Origin of the sequence: Bradyrhizobium algeriense (genome assembly GCF_036924595.1) — a bacterium.
Taxonomy (GTDB): Bacteria; Pseudomonadota; Alphaproteobacteria; order Rhizobiales; family Xanthobacteraceae; genus Bradyrhizobium; species Bradyrhizobium algeriense.
In genome coordinates, this window is sequence record NZ_JAZHRV010000001.1 from 6,170,293 (window position 1) to 6,189,296 (window position 19,004).

Annotated in this window: 11 protein-coding genes and 1 pseudogene; 6 read left to right on the forward strand and 6 right to left on the reverse strand. The window is 56.9% G+C overall.

Annotated elements, in window-relative coordinates:
- Positions 1-845: 845 nt before the first annotated feature.
- The 3 genes from V1286_RS29790 to V1286_RS29800 all read left to right on the forward strand — a co-directional run bounded on the left by V1286_RS29790 (position 846) and on the right by V1286_RS29800 (position 8,322).
- Positions 846-3,518 (forward strand): hypothetical protein, encoded by a 2,673-nt coding sequence (locus V1286_RS29790; protein WP_334485688.1) that lies wholly within the window; start codon positions 846-848, stop codon positions 3,516-3,518.
- A 100-nt stretch (positions 3,519-3,618) separates the two neighbouring features.
- Positions 3,619-5,979 carry a hypothetical protein gene (locus V1286_RS29795; RefSeq protein WP_334485690.1) on the forward strand — a complete coding sequence of 787 codons (2,361 nt, stop codon included), beginning with the start codon at positions 3,619-3,621 and terminating at the stop codon, positions 5,977-5,979.
- A gap of 702 nt (positions 5,980-6,681) precedes the next feature.
- Entirely contained in the window at positions 6,682-8,322 is a 1,641-nt protein-coding gene (locus V1286_RS29800) for a recombinase family protein (protein ID WP_334485692.1), read from the forward strand.
- Between the two features lie 176 nt (positions 8,323-8,498).
- Here V1286_RS29800 and V1286_RS39060 read toward each other — a convergent pair.
- Positions 8,499-8,735 (reverse strand): annotated as a pseudogene (locus V1286_RS39060) (ATP dependent DNA ligase); the annotation flags it as partial.
- Positions 8,736-8,822: 87 nt separating this feature from the next.
- A complete protein-coding gene (locus tag V1286_RS29805) occupies positions 8,823-9,383 on the reverse strand; it encodes an ATP-dependent DNA ligase (RefSeq protein WP_334485694.1) in 561 nt (186 codons plus the stop codon).
- A 340-nt stretch (positions 9,384-9,723) separates the two neighbouring features.
- On the opposite strand from V1286_RS29805, the gene V1286_RS29810 reads away from it, so the two are divergent.
- The 3 genes from V1286_RS29810 to V1286_RS29820 all read left to right on the forward strand — a co-directional run bounded on the left by V1286_RS29810 (position 9,724) and on the right by V1286_RS29820 (position 11,507).
- Complete coding sequence (locus tag V1286_RS29810) at positions 9,724-10,296, forward strand: hypothetical protein (RefSeq protein WP_334485696.1); 573 nt, start codon at positions 9,724-9,726, stop codon at positions 10,294-10,296.
- 129 nt (positions 10,297-10,425) lie between these two features.
- Positions 10,426-10,902 carry a hypothetical protein gene (locus V1286_RS29815; RefSeq protein ID WP_334489993.1) on the forward strand — a complete coding sequence of 159 codons (477 nt, stop codon included), beginning with the start codon at positions 10,426-10,428 and terminating at the stop codon, positions 10,900-10,902.
- Positions 10,903-10,907: 5 nt separating this feature from the next.
- Entirely contained in the window at positions 10,908-11,507 is a 600-nt protein-coding gene (locus V1286_RS29820; protein ID WP_334485698.1) for a hypothetical protein, read from the forward strand.
- A gap of 80 nt (positions 11,508-11,587) precedes the next feature.
- On the opposite strand, the gene V1286_RS29825 is transcribed toward V1286_RS29820, so the two are convergent.
- Genes V1286_RS29825 through V1286_RS29840 form a run of 4 tightly spaced genes read right to left on the reverse strand, consistent with a single transcriptional unit; the run spans position 11,588 to position 18,600 of the window.
- Positions 11,588-13,450 carry a DUF1998 domain-containing protein gene (locus V1286_RS29825; protein WP_334485700.1) on the reverse strand — a complete coding sequence of 621 codons (1,863 nt, stop codon included), beginning with the start codon at positions 13,448-13,450 and terminating at the stop codon, positions 11,588-11,590.
- Entirely contained in the window at positions 13,447-16,971 is a 3,525-nt protein-coding gene (gene drmA / locus V1286_RS29830) for a DISARM system helicase DrmA (RefSeq protein WP_334485702.1), read from the reverse strand. The genes V1286_RS29825 and drmA overlap by 4 nt, the downstream gene beginning before the upstream one ends.
- Positions 16,968-17,456 (reverse strand): hypothetical protein, encoded by a 489-nt coding sequence (locus V1286_RS29835; protein ID WP_334485704.1) that lies wholly within the window; start codon positions 17,454-17,456, stop codon positions 16,968-16,970. Before V1286_RS29835 ends, drmA begins: the two co-directional genes overlap by 4 nt.
- A 34-nt stretch (positions 17,457-17,490) precedes the next feature.
- On the reverse strand, positions 17,491-18,600 hold the full coding sequence (locus V1286_RS29840; protein ID WP_334485706.1) for a helix-turn-helix domain-containing protein: 1,110 nt from the start codon (positions 18,598-18,600) through the stop codon (positions 17,491-17,493).
- Between the last annotated feature and the right edge of the window lie 404 nt (positions 18,601-19,004).

The window sequence follows — 19,004 nt, forward strand, 5'->3', positions numbered from 1 at the left end:
CGCCGGTGACTTCCGTTCTTCCCCCAGCTTCGGACATGTCGCTGCACCGCAGTAACTGACGCGATGGGCCACAAGCAGAAAATGCGCCCACGCGCATGCGTAAGCTTTACTGCCACAAGCAGGGCTGCCTCGCGCTTGCGCTCCGCTTACCAAATGATGCAGTATTGATGCGCAACTAGGGCGAGTGATGGCGCCAGTTATCCTTTGCACTCGCAGTGATATTGCCACATTGCCTCGTGCTGTCCGCCTCCGCGCAAAGCACTGAGAAGTTCATGAATAGCGTGCTGAGTTGTGCTGGTGGTCTAACGGTCAGTATCGATACAAAACTCTTAGGTTCAGTTCGTTCCCTATACGAAGGAGATCGAACGGAGGGACCGCACATTTAAAGTCTGAGACGTCGTTTCTTTCGAAGATGCCCGAGGCAGACAGGCTTGCTTGGGATAGCCATCGGGATCCTGCTTGGCAACCAAGCGCTGGCAGCGCCGACTTCGACGTTCATGAATGCTGTCGCAGCGTGCGGCGTGGGATCGAAGTGTCTATTGATGCTAAACTACAAGGCTCTATGCAGAGCTGGTACGAACAGAAATCAACGGAGGGGCGCGCAACTCATACAATTTTGGTCGAAATAGCAAAGCCGTTGCCGCAGGGAAAAGTCTATGAGCTTTATCTCGATTGCTTGAAGACCTTGGTGAAGGACTGAAACAATCTTCTGATGGAGATAAACCTAACTCTTCCGCTATATGCATCGGCTTGAGCCTTATCCGTCGCTCTTGAACTGCATGGAGCGTAAGTCTCGCCGCCTTGGGGCGACCTGACGTGACGTCTCCGTTAAGGAGGACCATGTGATGCCAACCCCAAGAGCAATGTTGGATCTCTCGAGTTACGCCGGGGTTCTGCCCTATGCGAGTGAGCTGACCGGCACATTTCAGCCAATGATTGGTTGGAAAGGTGGCAGGTCCAGCGGAAGGTTCGAAGCAGGAGCGGCCCGCGACAGGCGCAAATTGCTCGATCGGTTCGCCGAGCAGTTTCAGGCCAAGGTAGAGATGGCCGCTGCAGCCGCGGGGACACCGGGCGACCTGCTCGACATCCAGATCGGCGTTATCCCGTCCCGCTTGCGGATGCAGGGCACGAGCATGCTGCTTTCTGTAATCGCCAGCAGATTGCCGCCCGAGCCTCCCTCCGGAAACGGAGCAACATGGAAAGACTTCATCAACCAAGATGCATTGAGCAGCATAATCGAGGAGATAGAGAACAACCTCGAAGCGGTGCTGAAGAGAAGCGCCCGCAATGCAGAGGCTGTCGAACGCGTCAGGAGTATCGCCGAAAGCGAATCCCGGCTTGCGGCCGCATTGCTCATGCTCGTTGCAAAAGACGAAACGGGTATTCTCAACTCCCTCTTCTATTTTGCGGACGTCGAGAAGATCATCGGCCAAAGCCTCGACGATCTTCGTGCCGGTAGCGACCGGATTGTGCCAGGCGTCGACCCGACTGACCGCGATCAGCTTTCGGGCGGTGTCATTTCCCCGCTCGGGATCATTCACCTTTACCGTCAATATTTCTTCGAGCTCGACACTTTCCTGGGTACACCGGTGCATCACGTATGGCTGGCTCCGGGGGCAACAGTCGAACTGAATGAAATCCATACACGTAAGGAAGTCACCGAACGATTGCTGTCGCGGCTGATCGAGACGATTCGAACCAGCGAACAAACCGTCACGGTGCGCGACGAATTGTCGGACGAGATGCGAGAGGATTCGTCCAACGACTTGAGCCTCGGCGCCTCTGTCACCGCATCCTATCCGAAGGTCTCGGCCACCGCTACTTTCGACATGTCGCGCACACAGGAACGTTCGCGCGAAGAGCTCCACAAGCAGTCGCGCGAACAATCTTCCAAAATCGCGGCCTCTATCCGCTCCAACTACCAGTCGACCTTCCGCTCGACAACGGAGTTAACCGATACATCGAGCGTCAAGCACGTCTTCGCTAACCCCGGCAACGACCTTAAGAACTACGAGTTACGCCGCAAGATGCGTCAGGTGGCGATCCAGGTGCAGGATATCGGCTCGTTCCTTTCCTGGCAGAGCTATGTTGACGATCCGGGGCGCGAGCTCGGCGTCGCGCAACTAGTTCATGTCGCCAAGCCCGCGTCGTTCGATTCGATCCCAGATCCCGAACTGCCGGCGCGGCATGAACCGTTCGCCGAAACCGACAAGGCGCTAACGATTCCCTTTCTTCCGGTCCGCGGCGGGGCCGACAATCGCGGGGAGGTCTATCGCAACGGGGTTGAGGAGAATGACGAAGAGACCTGGGGAAGCCTTGAGCGTATCCAGGCCGACTTTCCGCAAACCGTGTATTGCGCTAAGCCGAACCATGAACTGTCCGCGGTCGAATTGCGACCAACCGATGCCGTGCAATTGTCCGTTCGGAATTTGCAGAGCGAGGCTGGCTCGGCCAGCAAAGCGACCTTCACTGTCCACCTCGATCTTGTCAGCTTCGACGGTAAGCCCCAGCTCAACGTGCCCATGGTGTTGCACTGGGTCCCAAACGCCAATGCCAACACAGAGATCGATGCAAGCATAAAGGAGATCGAAACGAACCGGACGAACGCGATGCGCGCGGAAGTCGAAAAGGCCTTCGTCGAAGCTGTCAGGGAACGAGTCACAGCCGTAAGCAAGATAGTGCGCCGCCCTTCGACCGACCTACGCGAGGAAGAGCGGATCGTTGTCTATCGCCGGCTCGTGCAGGACATGTTGATGAACAAGCTGCGCATGCCCGACGATCGCACCCGTCACATCGCGGCAGAAGTCATTAATTCGATCTTCGACGTCGAAAAGATGCTCTATTATGTTGCACCAGAATGGTGGCGGCCGCGGTTACACCATTCGCAGCAGGAATTCGCATCGGGAGCAGCGGGCGCCGGCGGAGCCACGCTCCCGCTGGTTGGCTGGGGCGGCACGCGCGAGGTGGGCCGCGACAATTACATGATCACAGACGACTCCGAACCGGCCCGGCTCGGCAGCTCGCTCGGCTGGCTGCTCCAGCTCGATGGCGATAACATGCGCAACGCATTCCTCAACGCGCCCTGGGTGAAGGCGGTGATCCCGATCCGCCCGGGCCAGGAAGCTACCGCGCTGAAATGGCTGGCCAGCGTTGAGGTCGAGGGAGCCAACGGGCTCGATGCGGTCTATTCGGGCGACGACTCCGAAGTGACGCTGGACGGCACGCCTTACAACCAGCTCACAATCTTTGAAGTGCTCCAAGATCTCGCTGAACGGATCAAACAGAAGCACCAGGCCTCGGAGAAGATCACCGAATATGACCTCGGCGACAACAACACCGTTCACGCCCGCCCCGTCGATCGGGTGTTCGAGTATGGCTTTAACCCGCTCCAAGGAGGCTTTTCGATGCCGGACGACGACAAGTTTCCGATCGTCGACCAATGGGTCGAGATCTTGCCGACGGATCAGATCGTACCGGTGGAGGTGACGTACGATCCGATTACCGGACGGCAGGTCTAATGGGCCCAGTTAGGGGGAGTGAAGATGCCGAGGCAACTGGTCAGGCCGGACGATACCGTGGTCTTCGACTGATCGCGCCCGAGGCCCAAGGAGAAGGCTGATGGGCGACGACTTCGACTCAACAGGCCGGAGCGCCGATAGCGCGCTGACATTCGATGACGATCCGGCTGACTTTGATCCGGCGTCGTGGGGCAGCGCCGACAGTGACCGCCTGGCGGTGGCTTGGTCCCGCTCGGATATGCTTCGCAAGCTGCTGACCGAGCGCAACCCGCCGGATCATAACGACCAGTATGCCCTGAAGGCGTGGTTGGTAATGCAGCTGCCGACACTCTACCTGTACTGGCGGATGAACGAGTCTCAAACCGCACTGAAACCGCCCAGCAAGACGGTCAGTCTCTACATCCTGCTTTTCCCCGGCGAGGCGCGAGACAACACCGGTACCAAGGACCTGAACGACAACGTTATCGGCCAATGGTGGAATGCCCAGTACCAGCAGATGCGTTATGAGGCGATCGGAAACATTTTCACCGCCCAGCACGGCTTCTTCGTCGCGGCCCAGACCTATAAGACCGCCTTCATCCTTACTCATGAGAAGTCTCGCAAACATTTCATCAAGCAATTGGCTCTGCTCGACGAAACGCTCCGGCGGGTGCTACTCGATATCTTGAAGCAGGCGGCAGCCGACGACTCCATCACTGACAATCAGAAAGCCGAGATCAAAAGGCTTACCAAAAAGCTAAGAAAGGGCTATCGGTTCGATATATTCTTCGGGCTTCGGACGCTGCCCCCCCAGGGTGGTTCGACGCTCGCCAACGTCTATCTTCTGGTAACGGAGGCGATGAAGGGCGCGGCGCTGGCGCGTTTTGCCGCCAAGGGCAAGACGATCCCGAGCCCGCCGGTCCGGAAGGTGGCGGCCCAGGCCGGTGTCAGTCTCGATCGCAGGGGAGATGACCGACGCGGCAAGGCGTATGATTGGAAGGTCTATATCCGAGCGTCGGACCTCGCCGAGAAGATCAAGCAAATGGTGCTTAAGGGCACGCTGCCCGGCGTCACAGTGGAGATGAACTCCATCTACGTGGACACAGTCTGGACCTTCGCCTACATGGAGTACAAGAACCTCCATTGGGGCAACCCCGATGTCATCCGCGACGTGCGTAAGAAGAAGTTGGATCGGGCGCCGTTCCGCGAAGGGAACGTGACCTCTTCCTTTCGTCTGCAAAGGGACATTATGGAGCTTTGGCTCGTTGTCCTGAACATGCTCGACTTCGTGAAGTCGTTCGAGTCGGCGGAATTCGACAACAAGCTGAAAGCTTATCACGACAAGGCGCTGAAGGGCTTCCGGGAACTGGATAAGAAGCCGGGCACCAACGTCGATTGGGATAACCTTCAATACGTGCTGACGCACGATGTGCGCCAGACGGATCCGATCGCCGTGATCGGGACTGCCTGCGAATACCAGTTCTATGCCAAGGTCTCGGACTACGAGCAGCGCATCTTCTTCACTATGGACATCCGCGATATGGGCGTGGATCTGATGTTGATCTATGAGAATTCCAACCGCGAGGTCGGCTATCACCGATACAGCGACCAGGATTTGATGCGAGAGACCCTCCGTTCCACGGACCCGATCGATGTGCGCCGCAGGCTGACTTACGACATCGTTGTGGCCACCTTCAAGAAACATTACGACCAACTGGCCAAGAATCCTGCGAGCGGATTCAAGGCGGCGCAGGCAGTCTTTGGCGGCGCGACAGACGGAAAACTGGGCACGTTCGACGAAAGCGTCCAATTTATGCTGGGGGGCGACGAGATCTATGTCGCCACTCATCCGCTGTTCGCGGGCGTCGCGCCAGCCATAATTGGAGATCTGGACAAGGCTACTTTCGAGGCCAACAGGCCGATCGACCTCAGGACCTCCGTGGCGTTCTCCAGGGCGCCGAAGACCACCTTCGCCCAGCAACGGGAGGCGACGCAGAAATCCCATCAGGCGGCGCTGAAGCACAACGAGCTGGCGCCGGGAACGCTCAAATCGCTAGAGCGAACCAACCGACGCATCGAGCGCCTGATCAACATGATAGAGGCCAACCCGCAAAAGAAAGTCCGTGGGGCCGGTTACCGGCAGGAGCTTGCCAAGCTGCCACTCAGGATTCTGTTCGCACGCTGGAAACCGAACTGGACGAAGATCCTGAGCAAGAAAGACAATGCTAGGGTCTATGCCGCCCTGCAGGCCGGCGACGCTGCTACTATTGACGAATACGTGGAGTTGGTTGATTTCACCGGTAAGGTCGTCGACCGCAAGAAGCTCGAGCAGGACGCCAAGACCCTAGAAGACAAGGTGCGCAAGGACGTTGGGGGGGATAACGTACAGGTCCACGCCCCGCCAATCGTCGCGATCCCCAAGTGGATCCAGGCGCTGATCGACAAGCTGGAACCTAAGGATCCCGACAAAAAAACGCAGTGATACGTAGTGATCCCCTGCGCCGATTAGCGCAGATGCTTCGCGTCACCCGCTATCATCCGCTTTGGGTCAAAGGCTGCCCTCGCGCCTCAAAAATTCGACTTCCGCTCTTCCTCCAACAGCCGACATAGCGCGATCCGGCTTTGGAAGATTTTTCCTCCCAGAAACGGCTAACCCTAGGGCGCGCACACTGCAGCGCCGCCGCGCTGGGAGAGGCTGCCCTCTCCGTGTTGGTCTCCGCCCCCGGCCCCCCAAAAGCCCGCCATGGGCCGCAGGCCGCGCGCTGGGTGCGGAAAATGCTATGGCCACTGCCCTGACAGCGGTCACGGCCTCGATCCGCTGTAACGCCTCCTGCGCGCCCATGCGGTGCCAATTAATTAAGGTGTGCTCAGCAGGGGCGGACTTCTTAAGAAACTTAACAGCAGCGCGCCCGTTCGCTGTATGCGCCATCGCTCTACTTCGTCGCTGCACGTCGGCGACGTCCGGACTCAAGTCGGGCATCAACCTTAGTCCGTTTTGTGCCGAAGCGGACAAGCCCACGATCCACCGCAGCTCGCTTCGCACGCCGCAGCCTGCCTTCAAGAAATACGACATAGCAGTTGACCGTTTCCGAATACACTTTTTGGTGGCGCGGACCTCATGACGCGCCTAAATGGTTCGAGATGCGCCAAAGGGCGCGACACGACATCGCCGCGTGGAGGCAACATGGCGAACGCCCTTGTCGTGCATGCGAAACGCCTGCCTCAGTCGCAAAAAGCCCTACGGGCGGCGCAGTATGTCCGCATGTCGACGGATTACCAGCAATACTCCATTGAGAATCAGGCAGTGGTCATCGCGACCTACGCCGAACTTCACAAGCTAACCATCGTCCGTACCAATCGTGATGAGGGCGAAAGCGGCCTCAAGATCGAAAACCGGGTTGGCCTTACCGAACTGGTCGAAGACGTGCAATCGGGGCGCGCTGACTTCGCTCATCTGCTTGTCTTCGACGTCAGCCGGTGGGGACGCTTTCAGGATGTTGACGAGAGCGCGCATTACGAGTTCATCTGCCGCAAGGCGGGCGTCAAGGTCGCTTATTGCGCGGAGCAATTCGACAATGACGGAAGCCTTCTCGCCAGCATCATGAAGAACATTAAGAGAGTGATGGCGGCTGAGTTCAGTCGGGAACTCTCCGCCAAAGTTTTTGCAGGGTCAATCCGACTGACGCGTCGCGGCTTCAAAATGGGCGGCCCTACCGCTTACGCGCTGCAACGACGTCTCGTCGACGATCAATGCAGGCCGAAGGGTATTTTGACGGTCGGCCAGCGCAAATCTTTGCTCACCGACCACGTCAAGCTCATCCTTGGGGCACCCGATCAAGTCGAAATCGTGAAATGGATTTTCCACGAGTATCTCCGTCACAAATCGCAGGCGACCATTGCCCGAGAGCTCAACCGGCGAGGGATCATGAATAGCCAGGGGAAACCGTGGCTTGGAAAAGCGGTCGGCGAGCTTCTCCGGAACGAAGCCTATATTGGCGTTCTGACCTACAATCGCAAAAGCAGGAAGCTTGGCGCCAAGGTCACGCGCAACCCAAGGGAGCTTTGGATCAGAAATGAAGATGCCATCGAGCCCATCATCCATCGCGACGCATTCCGGCGCGTGCAAAAGATCATGGGCGAGGGGCGCGTCAGTATTCCCGAAGAAGAAATGTTGCTTCGCCTTCGCAAGGTCCTGATGAAGAAAGGCAGGCTCAGTAAAACGATCATCAATTCAAGTTCTGGTCTGCCATCCATGTCTTCGTATTTTGTGCACTTCGGCGCGTTGCGGAACATCTATCGGCTCATCGGGTACAACGGCAATCAAGGCTGGTTTGACAAATACGCCGCGCATCAACGATGGGTCGCCCTGCAGCTTGGCAATGCTGCGCGCCTTCGAGACGCTTTCGAGAAACTTGGTCGCCATGCCACCCTCAACGCTGCGACCGAATGTCTTCGAATCGATAATGCCGTGAATGTCGTCTTTCGTGTCGCAAGATGCCGCAACTACGAAAGTCGGCCCCTGCGCTGGACGCTGCAGTATCGCGTGAGATGGCCGAAGGGATGGGTTGTCGCGGTCCGGCTGGACGAGAAGAACGAAGCGATCTTCGACTACGTCTTGATGCCCTCGACGTGGCTCACCTTCAACCGTCGCATGTTCTGGTTCTCCAAGGAGGTCTATAAGGACCACACGATAAACCGCTTTGACAGGTTCGAGGCACTGTCACGGTTCCTAATCGAGCGCGTCGGCAAGGAAAAGCCTTCGCGAGACGTCGAGGCGCTGCCGCGCGCTCCGGTGGCTAGCCCGAGAAAGTCGAAAGGCGCTTAACGCGTTTGTTAGGGTGGGACAGTATTCAGTAGATCACAACGCTCAAAGCCGCAGGTTGATCGAAAGCGGGACCACATGGACATCAAGTCGAATGTCTGCGAAGGGTCAAAAGGCGATATCTGCTCACTACCGGCGTCGGTCAGCATTACACTCAGCAACGGACATACGACGGTTGTTCAGGCGCGCCCCGCTCCCTTGATCAGGCCCTTGAACGAACTCGCTCGTAGCAAGCCTTCCGATGTGATGTCCCGGTATTCAACATCGGCATAGAATGTTGGCTCTACCCATGTTGCTTTCGGCTTCCTGATGGGTCTCGTCAGCTTTGACTTCGGGCTGGCCACGGTGTCGAGTTGCTTTCTGATCTGGCTTGAGATGGTGCGAGACCAGCCCGTCCCAACTTGCCCATGTAAACGAGTTCGCTGCCGTCCTTCTTGCTGAGATACAGCGCCGCGACGCCGCTAAGGTCTTTGACGAACCCGACGACAGGAAACTTCTCGCGCTCATGCTTCGCCACGCTCCGACTTGTAGGGAGCATCGGCACGCTTGGATACAATGCCTTCCCAGTTCAGCTTGGCCGCATGCTCGAACATTTCCTGTCTGTCCCCGGTAAGATGTTCGGAGTAAAGCACGGGCAGCTCGACATCGTTCTCGCCGAGGAGGTCCAGCAGCAGTTGCTTGCGATCAATTTGCGGCAGCTTGCGCAGGTCGCCATTCCGCCAAAGCAGGTCGAAGGCGTAGTAGACGAGCCGGCCCTGCCTGCCCGCAGCCAGCTCGGCCTGCAGTTCCGAGAAGTTGGTGCGTCCTTCATGGACGACCACCACCTCGCCATCGACGATGGCTTCGCCCGAAATGGCCAGCGCGCCGGCGATCTCCGTGAAGCGCTTGGTCCAGTCCAGTCCGTTGCGGATAAAGACTTTCTTCCTTCCCCGATTAAGATGGACCTGCACGCGGTAGCCGTCGTACTTGATTTCATGAAGCCACTGGCCACCCTGGGGCGCTTTGGTCTTCAGGGTGGCGAGCTGGGGTTTTATGAACCCCGGCATCTCGATACGCTTTGGCACTCTGGAAACTCACAAACGCCCGCCGCACCTTGGGGGGCAACGGCGGTATTTTACCTAGTCCCTGAAATTCCCGAACAATCAGTGGACGTGATCGCACTTACCACCACCACTGCTAGCACTTACCACTACCACTGCTATAAGGTGGGAGTCGGCTCAGCGGCGCAAATTGGAACGCAGCTCCCCGCGCGCTCGGATGCTACGGCTCATATTTATTGAGCCCGCCCCGTGGGCGTAGGCGCTTCCGCCGCACGTCGCCATGAAACGACATGCCGCAAGCATTACCGTCGAGTGGTAAGCTGGTCGAGGCGAGCTGCTGGTTCTTACCCCGGAGAGGTGAAGCATGCGGAAGCACTTCTGGCTTTTGTTGTTGCTGGTGCTGATCGCGGCTGGCGGCGTGGGTGGAGCATTGGCGATAACCATGCGACCCTCACCTATAGCGTTTCGAAACGAGGCGGAATGGGTGAGCGCTCTGCTTCAAGCCGGGCTTGTCGGCGTGTTGGGCATCGTGACCGCTGTGGTAATTGAGCATTTCAAGGACAGCATTCAGCAACAGCGGGACTATAGTAAGCTGCGGCAAGATATCCTGACCGAACTAAGCAGAACATACATGGACGTGAAGTTGGTAAGGCGGAAGGTCAAGGCCTCTAAGACGTTCACAAAGACCGACATTGACGACCTCAATCAGCTCCAGATCGACGTGGAGTTCCACATGCGCAACAGAGCCGGTTTTTTCCGGGGAAGCAGCGAGTTGGAGAAGCACCTCAAATCGATGGAGCATTATCTAAACAAAGTGGCGAACGAGCCTAGCTCACCAGAGCACAGCGGGTTTTCCTCCAGAGAAGGGTTCCGTTTTTTTGCCAATGCTTACGAAAAAGCCGCCACGCTGATCCGGGAAGAGATCGTGGGCCGATGATATAGCGACCGTTCGCGGCTCCGGCAGCCGGGAATTATCCCAACCACAATTCGCCGGGGTTTCGGCAATCGCCGACTACCAGCCCTAGTGCAATTTGCGTTGCGCTTCGCGACCCGCTTTGATGGGGCGATGGGCACCAGGTCGCGGGAATCCATCTACGGCGCGTCAGTGCGGGCCGCCGCAGAACAGGCAGCGGAGGCGCGCAAGACCGCCGACCGTTTGGCCTGCGAGGCATGGAATAAGCGGATGCTAGGCCTTCAGGGACCGGCGCAGCCTTCTCCTGCGTTGGGCGACGCACTCAATGCCGGCTACCTCTATCTCGAAGTCAAATGCTTGGGTTGCAGCGCGACAGCCGCGCTGGAGAGGCTTGCAAGGGATGTGTTTGGCGGCTCGCGGTTCGATGCCTTCAGGACCTGCAGCAAGTTCGGCGGCAGCTATCAGAGCACTTGGATAGAATGCTTCAATCACGTCGTCACCGCGGACCGGGATAAACTCGTCACGGCAAACTATATGCACTGGTTGGTGCGCGACAATTCGCCGACTTCTTGGCCGACGGGCAACTTCAATACGTTCACCGCGGCGCTGAAGAAGTACTGGGAGAACTGAAGTCCGTGGATGATCGCGAGGCGGCAGAAGACTATCGACGGCAGCGACAAAACGCAAATGCACGCAAGCATGGTGACGAACCAGTACACCATCAAGACGCCTATGATCGACAAGTGCTATTGGAGGCAGCGAGGCGAGCGGGTGCAAACGAGCAGGAAATTGATGCTGTCGCCGACCACTATCTCAGAATACTATCTGCAATGCCGCAAGGCTCAGCTTTCGATTATCCAGGCGCGATTCAAATCCTCGGAAATCTGATCCATCGAGTTGAGGCAGCCTGCGACAATCTCAAAATACCAATTAGAGGTGGCGTCGTATTTGGCAACACGGCTGGGGCAGGCCCGATAGCAAGCCAAATGGCCGTCATGCAGACGGATATGAGCATCATCGAGGTAACGCTGCCATTTCTTGTGTTCTGTAACCTTGTGAGCAAAGCACTCGCTCATACCGTCCCTGAGCCGCTCGGAGATTTGGCTGAATACAAACTGACCTTCGATCTAGAACTGATCAGGCAACGCCTTACCCAAGAAAATCGGAAAAACAGCTATCTATCGCGACCGACCTCAGGGCACGCGACATGCAGCAGCAACCTTTCACCGACCTAATCTAGAAAACGCGAGAAAAGTCGCCGCGATCAAACGCCTCTAGTTGACGAACAATCAACACAAAAGATGTCGCGCGAGGTTTACGTGTCTCTAATTAATTGAGAACGAGTCCCGGAAATCGTTTCGACCAGCAGTGCCCGATCAAGAAATGTGTTTCTAGCTTCGCAGCTTGTTTCGGAAACTAGGACGCAAGCATGGCAAGCTGCGCCCAATAGCGACCGCTCGTCTCCCGAAACGGATGGATCGTGATCAGCGCAAATCGGATCGTTCGAACACAGTCTAAAGCGGTCGCAAGCACTGAGAAGAAGTTGTGGGATCTGCTTCGCGATTTCTGTGAGCCCGCCGAGGGTTCCTTGAGCGCCTGCGCTGGCCGTGTAGATTAGGATCCCGAATCTGTCGCTCCGATCGGTATCATTACCAGCGATTGCATACACGCGTTCCTTCAACGAACTCAGGGGATAGCCGCACTCCAACGCGATTTCTTCCATGAGTGCGTGAGATAGCGAATGAAGTAGAACGTAGGGCATTCCCGGAAATAGGTTTTTAACGTTATTCCTGGCTGCATGGTTAGCAGCACCGGCAACCAACATTTTGCTGCGAGCGATTACTGTATCTCGCTGTAGCCAAGCGCGAATGACGTTCGGCTTCAGCGTCAAAAACACTCCCTCGCCCAGTTGCTCCATTGCTGGAAGCCAGTCAGCATTTTCTGAAAGCGGGGCTCCATCGACGGCCAACCGTACGTCTTCAAGCATTTGTTCGGCAAAGGTTGGTGCTGGCTCGAGCCGGGTAAAGCCATAAAGACAGGTAACAGCCCGCAAGCGATGGACGGCGACAATCGACTGGAGAATCGGCTCATTGCTCCATGACAAACACCGATCCATTGCCTCAACGTTCAAAGTTTCGGCGAACAGGGGTTCGCCTGGAGCGTCGGCGCCTATCAGTTGATCGCCGCTGTTCAAAAGGTCGTATTCTGCGATCTTGGGATCCTGAATGGCTTCGCGCATCACCGCGTCGCGCAATTGCACAACGCGCGCATAAATCTCGTCGTTGCTGTAGCTGCCAATCGACGCGCCGATTTCCGGAACGTTCTTAAGGACGCCTATGAAGGCTGGATCGGTTGCAGATTGGAGGCTCGCCCAGTGCTTTCGAATTGCTTGGCTAAGCGCATCCTCCAGAATTGGCAGTGAAATAAGCGTCACAGCTTGGGGAAAATAGGTATTTGTTGCCGAACGCGAAAGAAAATGAAGCTGCTCTGTGCAGCCGGCTTCTGCCGAATCGAGCCAAGGCCGATGCCCCTTACAGGTTCCGAGAAAGCCTGGTTTGAACGCGTCGGCAAGCGACACGCTGGGTCGCTCGCAGAGGCACCCGATCCGTATGTTTGCCGGGTCTGCACTTGTGCCCTGTTCTTCAATCCACATTGCCTCGTCGCACTTCGTCCCACGGTGGACGAGCCACTTCCAATCGATATCCTGTATGTGACCATCTTTGCATGCGCCGACGAAACGGATAGGTGTCACATCGATCTTTTTCCCGTCGTCCCTCTGAAATTTCTTACGATTTCCGGCTGCATCGAGCTCAGTCCAACGAACAAGCCGGCGGCGCCGCGGATTGGTAGTGCCAGATTCTACTATTCCCTCACAGGTGAACCACGTGGGAAAAACCCGAACAGCGATGCCTGCCGGATCCGGCTCGTTGCGATTCTCGCGAGCGATGGGCGGCGTGCGCAACTGCACTGGCTTTCCTGGCTCCCATCTTCCCGTTTGAGAAAGGACGGTCTGAAGGAGAGCCGTGAGTCGCGGTTCGCTTATTGATTTGAATGCAGCCTTGCTACCATCCCAATGGTCTAGGCCCGCAATCACCACGGACCGCGTTGGCAAATCCATCATTGCGCCTGGACCAAAGGAGTTGAAGAGTTGACTGAGACTTTGTTTGGGCGGGCTCATTGATCAGTGTCCCTTTCGTTGAGAGACCTGCCCAAGGGGTCGCAGGTTTTGAGGAACACAGAGTATTCGACGTCGCGCATTGAGCGAGCTGCAGCAAATTGCTGATGCTCCGGATCAAGAAGTTCTGATGCCAAATCCAAAGGGTATTGGAGGAGCCGGCGCTCGGCTCCTGGGCCATCATACGTGAAGCCGCCACCTGTGGCAGTTTGGTTCTCGGCAACATCCGCCCACATTTCGAACAACTGCGTTGCGCGAGAGGCGACCCTTTCGATTGATTCGTTGTCCAGTCCGGCGGACTGTGCGCGTCTGCGAAGAGTGGCAACAACCAGCGCGCGGACGGCTGGGTGGTCATCGAGGCGTCTAACCGCGTCAGATGGCGAAAGGGCGGGATCGAAATGACGCGCTGCCGCAACCACTACCGCTGCAAGCGCCCGGTCCAGCGCGCGGGGTGAGAAAGGCGTTACACTCGTTGCTTCAACCGCTCGATAAAAAGAGCCGTGAAAAGCGCGGAATTGCTCATAGTGGGTGCGGTCCCGCGCTTTGTGAAGATTCAGAAGCGTGATCACTAGGCCGGGCCTGTTGCTGGCGCGTCCCACGCGACTCGTTGCTTGAATGTACTCAGCGGCCGTTTTGGGTTGTCCTTGGACAAGCATGAGGCCAAGACGGCTGATATCTAGGCCCACTGAGATCATGTTTGTCGCGAGTGCAACGTCGATACTTTCATCGTCAACTTGCGCAGTGGCGTCATGCAAAGGTCTGCCTAGACGCTCCTTCGCAAATGCGACGTCGTCAGTTGAAACGCGGGAGGTCAATTCTAACGGAAGGCGCATGGCGCGATTAGCAAAGGGTTTGCCGGATGGGGCAATTCGGTAACGTTTATCGCCGTAGCTGGCTACGTGCTCTCGAATTTCGTCCTCGACGATCCGCCGCGCCCCGCCAAGTTCTCGGAGCGCGTTAAAATACGCGAGGATAGTCAAATAGGGGTCTGCTGGATCCTCGCTATTGGGCGTCGCTTCGCTGAGTGCCTGAGCACCAGAGAGCATGGTTTGCATCGTCCGCAGAAAAAGCAGCTTGGGACCGCGGCCCTGGCTGGCGATGCCAACATACAGGCGAGCCGGCTGTTCGGTTGAAGGTACCGTCTTTGCGAAAAAACTGTCCTTTCGGCTAATTCCCGGCGGAGGGAACACAGCAGTGCGGTCACGATCGAATAAGGAGCAGATTTGCTTTTGCGCCCGCCGCACTGTCGCCGTCGATGCCACGATCTTTGGATGGACACTTTTACCGCTGACCTGTCTCGACGAAAGAAGGTCAATCGCGGCTTCATACAGCCCAGCCACGGTGCCAAGTGGGCCGGAGATTAGATGAAGCTCGTCTTGGATAATCAAATCGGGCGGATCCAACCGGTGCCCGTTACCCAGTGGGCGCCCTTGGCCCGGCTCCGCCGCGCCGTAGAAGCCACGATCCGGCTCAAAACGATCGACGTGGCCGAAAAATGCTCCGCTTTGACCCACCCATGGAAGGGCAGCGAATTTATCAATCGTAGCTATTAGGAACGCCGGCAGGCGACGATAGATTGGCTCGTCGACCACGATGATTGGTAGCGGACGATCACGAGTGAACTCACATTCAGCGTTTTCACATTTGAGAAGCAGGTTTTGCGGGGTCTGTTTGTTGGGTGTGAAATAAAAGCTCTCCGGCTTAAACGCCTCTCCGCACCATGGACAAGCCTTCAAGGGCACCGGAGATTTTTCGCTTTTTGGTCTTCGCTGATAACGGCCGAGCCAAGTCGTTGCAGCGTCTTTGTCGCTAGAATTGCGAGGTTTCAAATTGTTGGGCGAAGCCGCGCCTCCAACCCAAAGTCCAATTTCAATTGGCCAGTCACCAAGCGTCTTTCTGCCTTCGGCAGTTCGGGTTCGCAGTAGCTCTAGTGCACATATCAATCCGGCGGCACGCGATAGCTGGTCGAGCGTCAGGAGCCTTAGCGTGTAGCGCATGATCACGCTAACCCCCGCCCCGAGCATGCCCGGGCCGCGGATTCGGCGAAGCGAAATGGCATATGCGGCGAGTCCGAGGTACGCCTCTGTCTTGCCACCGCCTGTCGGGAAAAATAGGAGGTCTACAATATCTCGCTCTAGGCTTGCCTTGTCTGTCATACCGGCAAGGTTGAGCAATATGAAGGCGAGTTGGAATGGTCGCCATTTCGGCGGATCTATCGCCTCTGGAGATATTTTTCGCAGTGCCGCTTCGCGCTGGCGGTTGGCCATGGCCATGGCGGTATTCATGATTGCGAATGCTTCTCGCGCGAGGGGATCGTTCTTTAGAACATTGATCCCACCTTCGATGCGTTGCCGCGCGGCATCCATGTTATCGATCAGTGTGCCTGCCATATCTTTTCGCCTTGGGGCGAGCCCGTCCATGAGCGCCTGCTGGCTGCCTTGCCAGTCCGCGTAGAGTTTTGGCAGCGAATCGAGTGCAGCACCAAGTGCAGCAGGTCCGCTCGACGCAGCTTTCGCGAGTGCCTCGATTCCAAACTCTACATCGATATTTTCGTTTGCAACGACACGTTCAACTTCCTCGGTTGGCAAAAAATCGGTCCAAACGCGGGTGACCGGAAGGGGTGTCTTGGCATCGTCGAAACGTTCGTCCCAACCGCCAGACGTATTGCGTCCCACCGCATACTCGCGGACGTCGCTGTAATGTAAATCGCTGAGACGATGATCGAAATCGTCGGATTGATATGTTGAAAAATCATATCGCGGAGCGAACCCGCTCGCGCATTTCAGCTCCAGTCGAGCTTGAAATGCATATGCGATGTCCGTGTAAGGCGCTCGGGTGCGCTTTCGCCGATTGACCAGAAATATAGTTACCACCCGAACGCGCTCGACGACCCCCTCGGGCGTTTTCTGATCGAGGACGCGTTGGTGAATTGAGAGTTCAAGTCCGCCGCCGGGACGTTGAGGTGCGGCGCTACCGGGAACTGGAATTCCTGATCGATTGCGCGTTATGTCGACTGGAAGTATGGCCTCGCCCGGAATTCGTATCCACTGCAGCTTCTCCGGCCGCTCGGGTTTAGGTTCACCTTTCTTCGTTTCGTCAGGGATCAGTAGCGAGTCCGGCAGCGGCGGCTCGGTTTTATAGTCGCCCCAAGTAGCACGCAGTGTCACCTCCCGAACGGTTTCCGGAAGCATCACTGTGATCGCGATTGACGATGGCAGAAAGCGATCCCGTGGGGGTTGGTCTGTCGGCTCCTTCTCTTCGGCATCGCCGTCTAGCGAAGAATCCAATGTCTCAGAAGCAAGAAGATCGTCTCCGGTCGCTTCGGCGACCTCTTCGGCATCGTCAGCCGCGGGCGGGACACCATCGTATGCGGGCACGATAAAACCACCGAGATACCAACGGGACGGCTTCTCATCGTTGAGCACTTCGTGCGCGAGATCCGGATCAAGGTCCGGATGCGGACCGATCAGATCACGCCGCAGGAGGTCCACCAGACCCCTTCGGATATCCACAGATTCGGTCATGGCCCTTTTTTCTCCAGCAAAACCAGTTGCGTAAGAGTTTGCTCCAGCCACTTTTGCGTATGAGCCTGTCGCAGCTCGGTTTTGGGACGGTGACCGACGTCGGAGAGCAATCGCTCGAGCGAAACGAGCCGCTCGCGAAATCCCAGCCGAATGCCAACCCTTAGACTGGCTTTGTCTGGCCCACAGAGTACCCAATCGTCCGGACGCGTAATTGCATGCGACCAAAGCATCAGTTCACCCGCGTCCAAAAAACGCAATTGCTCGGTTTCCAGCAAAGCGGCGGCGCGCTGTGCGTCGGTCACCGAATGAACTGCTTTCAAGGTATCCCGTAGCATTTTTCTATCAATTTGCTGTTCGCGAGTACGGCGCTGAAGGCCGGTCTGTGTCTCGATCTCACACATTTCGACCGTCTCGACAGCATATCCACTGGTCAACGCCTTCCACGACGAAACTCGCCAGCACTCAATGATGACGTTCGTGTCCACCAAAATGGGTCCACGGTGCCGCGACATCGACGCCTCACAGATCGTAGGGCGCGTCGACGCCGTGAGCTCTGAAAAGATCGGCAAGCTCGTCGATCGCGAGGCCGAGTAAATATGAAACCCGTCGGACTGCGACGCGGCCTTCGTCAACCGCGCGGGCAATTACTGAGATGAAGGTCTTCGAGAACAGCGGCGGCAAAGGCTCCTTTTCGGGCTTCGTCCTGCCATTGTTGCGCAGTTTGTCCTCCCGAATTGCTGCGGCAGTGGATCTGTCGAGACGCTTCAAGTCGACGAGCCGCCATCGCAGTGCCGAGGAACTCACGCGAAGCTCATCTGCTGCCGCGTTAAGCCTCTTAATGAGATCGTCACCCTTGAGCCCTGACCAGTCCCCGTATCGATCGAGAACCGACGCCGGCATGAGGAGCGCGGAAGCAAAATTATCGGCAAGCTGTTCAACCCGGGTTCGTCGCTTTGGTGCGACGTCTTCGACATGCTCTGGCGGCATCGCATCCCAGGTGAGGATGTGGAAGAGCTCGTGAGCGAGATCGAAATGACGGCGTCCAGGTATCTCGCGGCGGTTAATCAGGACGACGTCTAGCTCCGGCAATCTGCAAGCAGCGCCTGAAATCCCATTGATCGCATCGACCATCAATACAAGAATTCCGAGCTCGCGCTCCATTGTGTCAGCGAGCGTGATTGCAGGAATCTCACCGAGCTTGAATTCTAAAGCGAAGCGTTCGCCGGCCGCTGCCGCATTGTCGAAGCTCGATTGACTAGTTAGTGCAAGCGTACGGCGCAGAAGAGGTGTTTCGCGCCCAATTTGCGGGGCTAAGGTACGGAAGGCAGCAATGAATCGGCCTGCATCGACTTCGTAGTCCGCGAGCGCGCGTCCAACGAGTCCGCTTTGGCGCCAGGAGAATCGGCCTTCACCGACGAGCAGGAACGGATCCGTGAAATAGTCGAGTTGAACGCCAAACAGTTCCACTGCCCGAACCAATTCCTCCGCTGTTACGCGACGGTCGCCAGTCTCGATTGCGGAGAGGGTCTGGCGATCCTTGAATCCAAAACGCTGCGCAAGGTCCTCCTGCGAGAACCCTTGCTTCTCTCGCAGTGCTCGAATTCGGATTCCAATCGTGGCGGTGCTCATAACAATCTCCCTCGCCACACGATAATCTTGCAAAACTAATTTTGCAAGAAATGATTGCAATTCGAGATATGAAATATGGGACGTTCTATAAATCCGGGGGTCGAATTTAACTAAAGACAGCAATTTCAATGAGATAGAGCCTCGGAAGCGCCTTCGGAAGCCAGTAGCCGGGCAACTGTTTGCTTCAGTCGATTGGCGCGTTCTTGTACTTTGGAGCAACCGACATTCGGCGAGCATGTGCTGTGGTCTACTCGGTCCATTTGGCAGTTGTGCCGGGTCCATTGACCGTCTGAGGGGTGATTTCAGCCCCGCCAATATTCGGTCGCCGCCAATAGCATCCTTTCTTACAAGTTCATCGAGGACAAAAGCCGGCATGGGCCCGAACGGGACAAGTCACGCGTTGG